At 71.0% G+C, this 9,232-nt stretch carries 7 protein-coding genes and 1 pseudogene; 1 reads left to right on the top strand and 7 read right to left on the bottom strand.

Going from position 1 to position 9,232, the window contains the following annotated elements; all coding sequences use genetic code 11:
* The 7 genes from DBR36_RS18625 to DBR36_RS15705 all read right to left on the bottom strand — a co-directional run.
* A partial coding sequence (locus DBR36_RS18625) for a DUF2510 domain-containing protein (RefSeq protein WP_258222908.1) occupies positions 1–311 on the bottom strand: 311 nt, incomplete at its 3' end.
* Positions 312–374: 63 nt separating this feature from the next.
* Complete coding sequence (locus tag DBR36_RS15730) at positions 375–3,836, bottom strand: error-prone DNA polymerase (RefSeq protein ID WP_108320652.1); 3,462 nt, start codon at positions 3,834–3,836, stop codon at positions 375–377.
* A gap of 45 nt (positions 3,837–3,881) precedes the next feature.
* Positions 3,882–5,426 (bottom strand): DNA polymerase Y family protein, encoded by a 1,545-nt coding sequence (locus DBR36_RS15725; protein WP_108320651.1) that lies wholly within the window; start codon positions 5,424–5,426, stop codon positions 3,882–3,884.
* Complete coding sequence (locus DBR36_RS15720; RefSeq protein WP_375136090.1) at positions 5,426–6,154, bottom strand: hypothetical protein; 729 nt, start codon at positions 6,152–6,154, stop codon at positions 5,426–5,428. Before DBR36_RS15720 ends, DBR36_RS15725 begins: the two co-directional genes overlap by 1 nt.
* Before the next feature lie 144 nt (positions 6,155–6,298).
* Complete coding sequence (locus DBR36_RS15715; RefSeq protein WP_108320650.1) at positions 6,299–6,796, bottom strand: HNH endonuclease; 498 nt, start codon at positions 6,794–6,796, stop codon at positions 6,299–6,301.
* A gap of 338 nt (positions 6,797–7,134) precedes the next feature.
* On the bottom strand, positions 7,135–7,950 hold the full coding sequence (locus tag DBR36_RS15710; protein WP_243393048.1) for a M23 family metallopeptidase: 816 nt from the start codon (positions 7,948–7,950) through the stop codon (positions 7,135–7,137).
* Between the two features lie 324 nt (positions 7,951–8,274).
* Positions 8,275–8,973, bottom strand: coding sequence for a metal-dependent transcriptional regulator (locus tag DBR36_RS15705; RefSeq protein WP_108320649.1), 699 nt, complete (start codon positions 8,971–8,973; stop codon positions 8,275–8,277).
* 98 nt (positions 8,974–9,071) lie between these two features.
* On the opposite strand from DBR36_RS15705, the pseudogene DBR36_RS18620 reads away from it, so the two are divergent.
* Positions 9,072–9,232 (top strand): annotated as a pseudogene (locus tag DBR36_RS18620) (phosphoserine transaminase); the annotation flags it as partial.

Genomic DNA, 9,232 nt, shown 5'->3' with positions numbered 1-9,232 from the left:
ACTCCCGCAGGTACGACACCCGCCGGCGCGACACCCGCCGGCTCGACACCCGCCGGCTCGACACCCGCCGGCTCGACACCCGCAGGTTCGACACCCGTCGACTCCGCCGAACCCCCGGCATCCCGTCCCTCGTCCTGCTGCTCGCGGACGTCGCGCGTCGGCTCGTCGGCCGCGGGCACGGCGGGCGCCACGACACTGCCGTCGTGCGCGCGCACTTCGTCGGTCCACGAGGTGCCGTTCCAGCGGCGCAGTCCGCCGCCCCCGGCGGGGTCGGGGTACCAGCCGTCGGGCGGAGTGGGTGAATCGGTCATGTCGTTTCCCTGTCTGATGCGGAACCGGGCGAGATGGCCCGAGTCTAGTGAGCACGAGCGACGTCACCGGAAGTCGCGCGACGCGTGGGCGACCCCCACCCGCAGATCGGTGAATCCGTCGGCCACCACGTTCGTCACCCCCTCGACGGAGCGTTCGAGCATTCCCCGGACGATCAGCGCGGGCGACTCGCGCGCCACGCGCCGGTAGCGGTTCCACACCCCCACCGAGCAGATGATGTTCATGAGGCCGTGCTCGTCTTCGAGATTGAGGAAGGTGATCCCGGATGCGGTGGCCGGCCGCTGCCGGTGGGTGACCAGCCCCGCGACCTCGATGCGTCGGTCGGTCTCGTAGGTGCGCAGTTCACGCGAGGTGATCACCCCGCGCGCGTCGAGAGCCGCCCGGAAATGGACCAGCGGGTGATCGTCAGCGGACAGACCGGTCGCCCACAGATCGGCCGCGAGCACCTCGTAGCTCGAGGGGTCGGTGAACAGCGGGGGCTGCACCGCGACGAGCGAATCGGGCAGGAACTCCGGGCGGTCCAGCGCCGCCGACCCCGCCAGCCAGATGGCCTCGCGCCGCGTGTGCCCCAGGCTCTCGAACGCCCCCGCCGTCGCGAGAGCTTCGACCTGGGCGGTGACGAGCCCGGTGCGACGCACGAGGTCGCGCAGGTCGCGATAGGGGCCCCCGCGTTCGCGTTCCTCCACGACGCGGGCGGCCACTTTCGCGCCGATCCCGGTGACGCCCGCCAATCCCAGCCGTACCGTGAATCCTCCGTCTCTGCGGTGCGCCAGGGTCTCGTCGGGCTCGCGCGGATCGAACTCCCCCGTCGGAGGCTGCCGGGCGTCGGCGCACGCGTCGCGTCCGGTCGGCCGCCTCTGCGGCCCGGTGGCCGCCGCGGCATCCCCTTCTGCCCGTCCCGCGGCCCCCGCCGCCTCGTCGACGGGTTCGAGCGTCGCCTCGACGCCCGAGCGCTGCAGGTCGGGCCGGCGCACCACCACGCCGTGCCGTCGGGCGTCGGCGGTGAGAGTCGCCGGCGAGTAGAACCCCATCGGCTGGGCGCGCAGCAGGCCGGCCAGGAACGCCGCCGGATAATGCAGCTTGATCCACGAACTCGCATAGACCAGCAGGGCGAACGAGAGGGAGTGCGACTCGGCGAACCCGAAGTTCGCGAACGCCTGGATCTTGGCGTAGAGCTCGTCGGCGACGCGTCCCACCAGACCGTTCTCTGCCATGCCCGCGTACAGCGTCTCGCGCAGGGAGTCGATGCGCTCGAGCCCCCGCTTGGACCCCATCGCCCGCCGCAGCAGGTCGGCGTCCTCGGCCGAGCAGTTGCCGACGGCGACGGCCATCTGCATCAGCTGCTCCTGGAACACCGGTACCCCCATCGTGCGCGCGAGCACGGGTTCGAGCTTGGGGTGGACGTAGGTGATGGGCTCCTGCCCGAGCTTGCGGCGCACGAAGGGGTGCACCGCGCCGCCCTGGATGGGGCCCGGACGGATGAGCGCGATCTGCACGACGAGGTCGTAGAACTTGCGGGGCTGCAGACGCGGCAGCAGCCCCATCTGCGCGCGCGACTCCACCTGGAAGACCCCGATCGAGTCCGCTCGGCAGAGCATGTCGTACACCGCCTTCTCTTCTTTGGGCAGGGTCGACAGCTCCCACCGCTCGCCGGTGGCGTCGTGGATCAGGTCGAAGCAGTACTGCAGCGCGGCGAGCATGCCGAGACCCAGCAGGTCGAACTTGACCAGTCCCATCCACGCCGCGTCGTCCTTGTCCCACTGGATGACCGTGCGGTCGTCCATGCGGGCGTGTTCGATGGGCACCACCTCGCCGACCGGGCGATCCGTGAGCACCATTCCCCCCGAATGGATGCCGAGATGCCGCGGCGCCTTCAGCAGTTCGGACGCGAACTCGATGACCTGGTCGGGGATGTCGTGGTCGGCGCCGGTCTCGAGGCTCGCGCCCCAGCGCTCGACCTGCTTCGACCAGGCGTCCTGCTGCCCGGGCGAGTGCCCGAGGGCCCGTGCCATGTCGCGGACGGCGTTCTTGGGCCGGTACTGGATGACGTTGGCCACCTGCGCCGCGCGTTCGCGACCGTACTCGCGGTAGACCCACTGGATGATCTCTTCGCGCCGGTCGGAATCGAAGTCGACGTCGATGTCGGGTTCTTCGTCGCGCAGGCTCGAGAGGAACCGTTCGAACGGCAGCTTGTAGAAGATCGAGTCGACCGCGGTGATGTCGAGCAGGAAGCAGACGGCGCTGTTCGCCGCCGAGCCGCGTCCCTGGCACAGGATGCCACGGCGCCGGGCCTCGGCGACGATGCCGTAGACGATGAGGAAGTAGCCCGGGAAGTCCTTCATCTCGATCACCTCGAGCTCGCGCTCGATGCGCCGACGGTCGTCGTCAGAGAGGTTCGGATACTTCCGCGGGACGGCCTGCCAGACGAGGTGGCGCAGCCACGACATGGGGGTGTGCCCCTCGGGGACCTTCTGCCGCGGCAGCGCGGGCTTCGCCCGGCGCAGGGGGAAGGCGATCTCGTCGGCGAGTTCGACGGTGCGGGCCACGGCCCCCGGGTATCGGCGGAACCGCGCGGCCATCTCGACTCCCGACCGCAGGTGCGCCCCGGCATGGGCCGGGAGCCAGCCGTCGAGCTCGTCGAGTCCGCGGTTGGCCCGCACCGCGGCGACGGCGGCCGCGAGCAGCTCTTTCTGCGGAGCCGCGTAGTGAACGTTGTTGGTGGCCAGGGTCGCGAGGCCGCGTTCGGCCGCGAGGCCCGCCAGCACGTCGTTGCGCCGGGAATCGAGCGGGTCGCCCTGGTCCATCAGCTCGACGAACACGGCTTCTGCCCCGAACAGGTCGACGAGGGTGTCGAGCTCTCGGGCGGCACCCGCCGGCCCGTCGAAGGCGAGCGCCTGCCGCACCGCTCCTTTTCGGCATCCGGTGAGGACGGCCCAATGGGGGTCCTGCGGACCGCCGGCGCGTTCGGCGAGTTCTTCGAGGTCGTAGACCGGGCGGCCTTTCTCGGCTCCGGTCAGCTGCGCGTGGGTGATCGCGGCGGCCAGGCGGTGATACCCCTCTTCGCGACGGGCGAGGACCAGCAGGTGCGAACCGTGCGGGTCGGCTTCTCCGTTCTGCGGTCCGGGCAGTCCGAGCGACAACTCCGCCCCGAACACGGTCTTGACCGTGCGGGCCTCGGCCGCCTCGGCGAAGCGCACGATGCCGTAGAACCCGTCGTGGTCGGTGAGGGCGAGGGCGTGCAGTCCCAGTCGCTCGGCCTCTTCGACGAGCTCCTCCGGTGACGAGGCGCCATCGAGGAACGAGTAGGACGAGTGCGCGTGCAGCTCGGCGTAGGGCACGGTGTCGTCGGGCCGCTCGATGGTGGGCGGTACGTACGCGCCGCGCTTGTGCGACCAGGCCGGGCTGTCGCCCCCGTCGCCGTTGGGCGGAGCGCCGGTCGGGCGACGGGCGTCGCTGAGCAGTCGTTCGAGCTCCGACCATTTGACCGGAGGGTTGGTCCAGCCCATCAGCTCACCGCCCGATCCTGCGAGGACGGCGCCGGGTCCGATGCCTCAGTCATAGCGTCCCTCCGCTCTCCACTCGCCCTCTTCGACCACGAGCAGCCATGCGCCACCGGCGTCGTCGACGACCTGGAACCGGTGCGCCCGGCGCGCGCGCAGGGCATCCCATCCGCGTTCGCTGATGGGCCAGGGGCCCGCCCATTCCCGGATGCGGCGCCGTTGGCCCGCCGTCTCGAGCACCGCGGGTGGCGCGCTCAACGCGTCGCGCTCCCCCACCGTGACCGGGGCCCCCGCGAGGTCGGTGACGCCCACGAGGCGCGGCTCGGGGTATACCGTGGCGGGAAGGGGGTCGGGAAGACTGCCCGGCCACGGCCGCGAGCGCTCTTTCGCCGTCACGGCCCGATCGCCCCACGGCACCAGCACCTGGCGTTCGGCGAGCCAGCGCCCACCGCCGATCACCGGGGTCACCACGGCACGATGACCGAGCATGGCCTGCACGCGCGACAGTGCGTGGTGGACGCGCTCGTCGGGACCGGCACCGAACAGACCCTTGGCGTGGTGCGCCGCGGCATCCACCGCTTCGGGTTCGATGTGCACCCCCGCCACACCGCTGCCGAAGATCCCCTGCGCGTCTTCGGCGAGCTGCCACCGCACCCGATCGACTACACCCGCCGCATCGAACGCCCCGGGGTGCAGCCACACGCGTTCGCTGCGCTCACCCCGCTCGCCCGTGAGGACCACGCGCAGCTCGGTGCAGACCAGCGCGTGCACGCCCAACTGGGCGATGAACTCCTCGGCGGCCACGCGCACCCCGAAGGCGACCTGGTCGGCGAGTTCGAGGGGCGGCTCGAACGCGATGTCACGATGCAGTTCGGGGGGCGGGGTGCGCGGCTGCACCGGTTGCGAGTCGAGACCCCCGGCCAGCGCGTGCAGACGCACCCCCCTCTCGCCGAACCGCTCGCGGACGCGTTCGACCTGCAGAGCGGCGAGATCACCCAGCGTGTGCACGCCCAGACGCGAGAGAAGGCTGCCGAACTCGTCGTCGTCGAGGGTCGCGATCGACAACGGCGCGAGGAAGGCCCCCGCCGCGCCGGGGTCGACGATGCGCACCGGGTCGTCGGTCGGGGCCGTGCGCGCGGCCTGCTCGGCGGTGAACACCCCGTCGGCGACGCTGGCGCGCACGCCTGCGAAACCGTCGTCGTCGAGCAGGCGGATCAGCATGCGCGCCGCCTCGGCCTCGCCGCCGTAGTACCGCGCCGGCCCGCGGGAACGCAGCGCGCACAGTCCCGGGCGGACGATCTGCACCCCGGGCGCTCGCTCTTCGACCCTGGCGACGACGGGGGCGAAGGCCCGGGCGTCGCGCACGGGATCGGCGGGGACGACCTGCAGCGTGGGGCACAGCGCTTGCGCATCCCGACGCTTCTGTCCGCGCCGCACGCCCTGCGCGCGGGCCGCCCACGAGCATGCGACGACGAGATTGTTCGCGAACACCGCCACGGCGGCATCCGGTTTGGGAGGAGAGACGGCCTCGCGCACGAACGCGGTGATGGGCCAGTCGGGGAACCACAGCACGAGGCTGCGCGTGGGCGCCTGCATCAGCCCACCGCCCGCACGGGGTAGACGTCGCGATCACGCGGAACGAGGCGCTCGGCGGGAGCGCCGAGCAGCTCGATCGTGCCGTCGGCGGCGGGAAGAAGCATGCGCGCCCGCCGCGCGTTCGGTGATCGTCTGCTGGTGACCGACACGGTCAGCTCGCGCCCCGCGAGGTAACCGTGTCCCTGTCCGAGCCCCGACCATCGGGGATCGGCCACGTCGATGACGGCCTCGGCCTGCGGCCACGCCCCCTGCACGAGCAGGACGGACCCCCGATCGCGCAGGCGCGCAGCCAGACGCGTGGTCTCGGCGCCCGCGCGCGCGGCCGGCGATCCCGCGGGCGGACGCACCGCGACGACCGGCAGCACCTCGGCGATCGTCGCCGTCACGGCCAGCCACCGCGGACCGGGGTCGGGGATGAACACGAGTCGATCGAGGTCGAGTCCGTATTTCTCGGCCGCCTCGGCGCCGAGCTCGGGCATGCCGATCACGCTGCACCAGGCGCCGTCCTGCGACGGCCGCGCCATGAGAGCGAGCAGCAGCGATGCCGACCGCGCCAGCGCGTAGGCCGACCCCGACCGCAGCCCCCCGCCGGGCAGCAGCGACGAGAACGCGGGATGGGTCGGCAGCACCGGGGCGTCCATGCGCCGCCCCTGCATGCGCTCGAGGCGATCGCGCAGCGCATGGATGTCGGGTACGGCCTGTACCTGGTCTCTCACGATCGCCCTCACTCCCACAGGTTAGAACATGTGTTCTATTCCCTCAATCCCTGTGGGTCGAAGATACGATCGACCTCCGACATCGGCGCCGGCGCCCGTATTCGCGCACGCTGATGGCATCCCTCCCCTCGAGGGCGGAGAGGACAGGATGCCGACTCAGGCCGCGAGCGCCAGGTAGGGCTCCCACCGCGGGTCGCTCTTGTCGACCCCGCGCACCGTCCAGGACGAGCCGTGCGGCGGGGCCGGCACGAGCCGCAGCTCCCAGCGCATCTCCTGCGGGGTGCGGTCGCCCTTGATGTTGTTGCACGCGAGGCAGCAGGCCACGAGGTTCTCCCAGGTGTCCTTGCCCCCGCGCGAGCGCGGAAGCACGTGATCGATCGTGGATGCCGCCTTGCCGCAGTATCCGCACCGGTGGGCGTCGCGACGCAGCACGCCGCGACGGGTCACCGGCACGCGCCGCGCCCCGGGCACCCGCACGTACCGGGTGAGGATGATCACCGCCGGACGGTCGTAGGTGCCGGCGGCGGCCCACACGGGGTCTTCCTCGACACGCTCGACGACGGTGGCCTTCTCGTTCATCACGAGCACGAGGGCTCGCTTGAACGACACGACCGCGAGGGGCTCGTAGCCCGCGTTCAGCACCAGTGTGCGCATTCCGTTTCCTCTCGAATGGCCGAGACGGCTTCTCGGATGTTCGACGTTCGACGGCGTCAGGCGCGGAAGGGCATGAAAAAAGGCGCTGTCTACACAGACAGCGCCTCGGAGGTCGCGGCGAAGCCGCGGCATCCGAACTCACGATGCCGGAGAACGAGCAGCCCGAGCGCATCCATGGTGCGGATGCGCGGACTGGTGTTCATCGGCTTCCCTCCGGTTCTTCGGACGTCGCTGACAGGCTAACCCACTGCGACACGCCCGGGGTCGGGCCGACGGGGAAACGACAGACGGCGTGTCGGAGAACGATCGTCTCCGGCACGCCGTCCGCGGTGGCGGGCTCAGCCCGCGTTCTGCTGAAGCCAGGCGTAGGGATCCACGACCGAGCCGTTGATGTGCACCTCGAAGTGCAGGTGGTTGGCGGTCGAGCTTCCCGTGGAACCGACCAGACCGATCAGCTGACCGGCGGCGACGGTCTGACCCGCCTGCACCTGACGGCTGCCGTAGGTCATGTGACCGTAGGTGGTCGAAACCTTCTGGCCGTTGATGACGTGCTCGATGACGATCGCGACACCGTACCCGCCGTAGCTCTCTTGCGAGACGCTGACGACACCGGCGGCGGCGGCAAAGATCGGCTGCCCGCCGGGGGCGAGCAGGTCGACGCCCTGGTGGTAGCCGGAGTCCCACAGACCACGGCCGAGTGTGTAACTGGTCAGGGGCCAGCGCACCTCGCCCGAGCCGGGCGCGGTCATGTTGAGGTCGACCGAGCTGACGGGACCACTCGAGGTCGACGCCTTCGCGGCGTTCGCGGCGAGCTCGCGGGCACGCTCGGCGGCGGCGGCAGCGGCGGCCTCTTGATCCTTCTTCTTCTGGATCTCTTCAGCCGTGGTGGCCGAGTAGCTGCTGCGGTCGAGAGTCTCGGCGGTCGCGTCGGAGGCGACCACGAGCGACTGGTTGTCGGGAGCCGACATCTGCTGCAGCGTCACCGTCTCGGCGGCGGGCATCGTCGCGGCGTAGGCCGGGATCGCGACGGTGGCGACCATGCCGGCGACCATCGAGAGGATCACCGCGCTGCGGACGGGCTTGCCGAAACGGCGGCTCTGCGGTGCACGGGATGCGGGAACGGAGCGGGTGACCGCCGCGGTCGCGGTGGGCACGGGGACGCTCGCCGTTCGGGCGACGGCGGCACGCGTGCTCTTACGGGTGGGACCCGTCGCGGGAGCCTCGGGTAGGCCCGCAGCGGGATCGTTGTGTTCAGCCAAAGTTCCTCCGGCGCCTCTGCGTCTTCGGGGACGCTGGCTCGTCAGCACTCGATTGGGGGCACGATGTGCGGGCTTGGCCCTCTGCGGACGACGAGCCGGAGAGGCAAACCGCGAGGGGTCCGACGGCGGGCTTCTGGCCTGTGGACCCTCAGAGGCTACCCGAAGATAACGAACAAGTCACGCTTAGGTCGGGGTGCACAGCCAACACCCGGCCGCGGATCAGTCCTCGGCGACCAGGAAGATGTGCGAGGCCACCTCGACCGGCAGCTCCAGCCCCTCGTCGATCCCGTCCATCTGCACGAGCACGTAGCCCTCGTTGAAGCGGTAGTCGCCGCGGGCTCCCGGAAGGACGCCGGCGGCCTTGAGCTGCTGGAGCAGCTCGGGATCCACCTGGGCCGGTTCAGCCAGACGACGGACGGTGCCCGAGATCGGTCCGCCCGCATCGGTGAGCTTGCGGACCAGGCCGACGACGCCGTCGTCGAACGTCGAGCTCGCGGTGTCGCCGAGCTGATCGAGCCCCGGGATGGGGTTCCCGTAGGGAGACTCGGTGGGGTGCCCGAGCAGTTCGACGAGACGGCGCTCGACCTGCTCGCTCATGACGTGCTCCCAGCGGCAGGCCTCGTCGTGCACGTACGCCCAATCCAGGCCGATCACGTCGCTGAGCAAGCGCTCGGCCAGCCGGTGCTTGCGCATGACGTCGACGGCCTTCTGGCGTCCGTCGTCGGTGAGCTCGAGACGGCGGTCCTCGGACACGACGACGAGACCGTCGCGCTCCATGCGTCCGACGGTCTGCGAGACCGTGGGACCCGAGTGCCCGAGTCGCTCCGAGATCCGGGCGCGCAGCGGCACGATCTTCTCTTCTTCGAGCTCGAGGATCGTGCGCAGGTACATCTCGGTGGTGTCGATCAGGTCGGTCATTCAGCAGTCCTCGATGTCGCGCGGCAGGTCCTCCCAGCCTACCGACCCCCTCCGACACGAGCGCGGGCGGGTCCGGGACCGGACCCTAGAATCGAGCCATGTCGCACGTGGAACTCCCCGCCGATCTCCTGCCCGCCGACGGCCGCTTCGGGTGCGGCCCCTCCAAGGTGCGCGGTGCGCAGCTCGAGGCGCTCGTCACCCGCGGCGCCTCGATCCTCGGGACCTCGCACCGCCAGGCCCCGGTGAAGAACCTGGTCGC

It is taken from the genome of Microbacterium sp. HMWF026 (assembly GCF_003061325.1).
Classification (GTDB): domain Bacteria; phylum Actinomycetota; class Actinomycetes; order Actinomycetales; family Microbacteriaceae; genus Microbacterium; species Microbacterium testaceum_E.
Note: the sequence above shows the minus strand (reverse complement) of the source record. Positions and strands in the feature narration are given on the sequence as shown.

Bases quoted from the DNA above. Each gene is read 5' to 3' on its own strand.
- DBR36_RS15725 (WP_108320651.1), bottom strand. From the start codon at position 5,426: ATGCAGGCGCCCACGCGCAGCCTCGTGCTGTGGTTCCCCGACTGGCCC.
- DBR36_RS15705 (WP_108320649.1), bottom strand. From the start codon at position 8,973: ATGACCGACCTGATCGACACCACCGAGATGTACCTGCGCACGATCCTC.
- DBR36_RS15730 (WP_108320652.1), bottom strand. From the start codon at position 3,836: ATGGGCTGGACCAACCCTCCGGTCAAATGGTCGGAGCTCGAACGACTG.
- DBR36_RS15715 (WP_108320650.1), bottom strand. From the start codon at position 6,796: ATGCGCACACTGGTGCTGAACGCGGGCTACGAGCCCCTCGCGGTCGTG.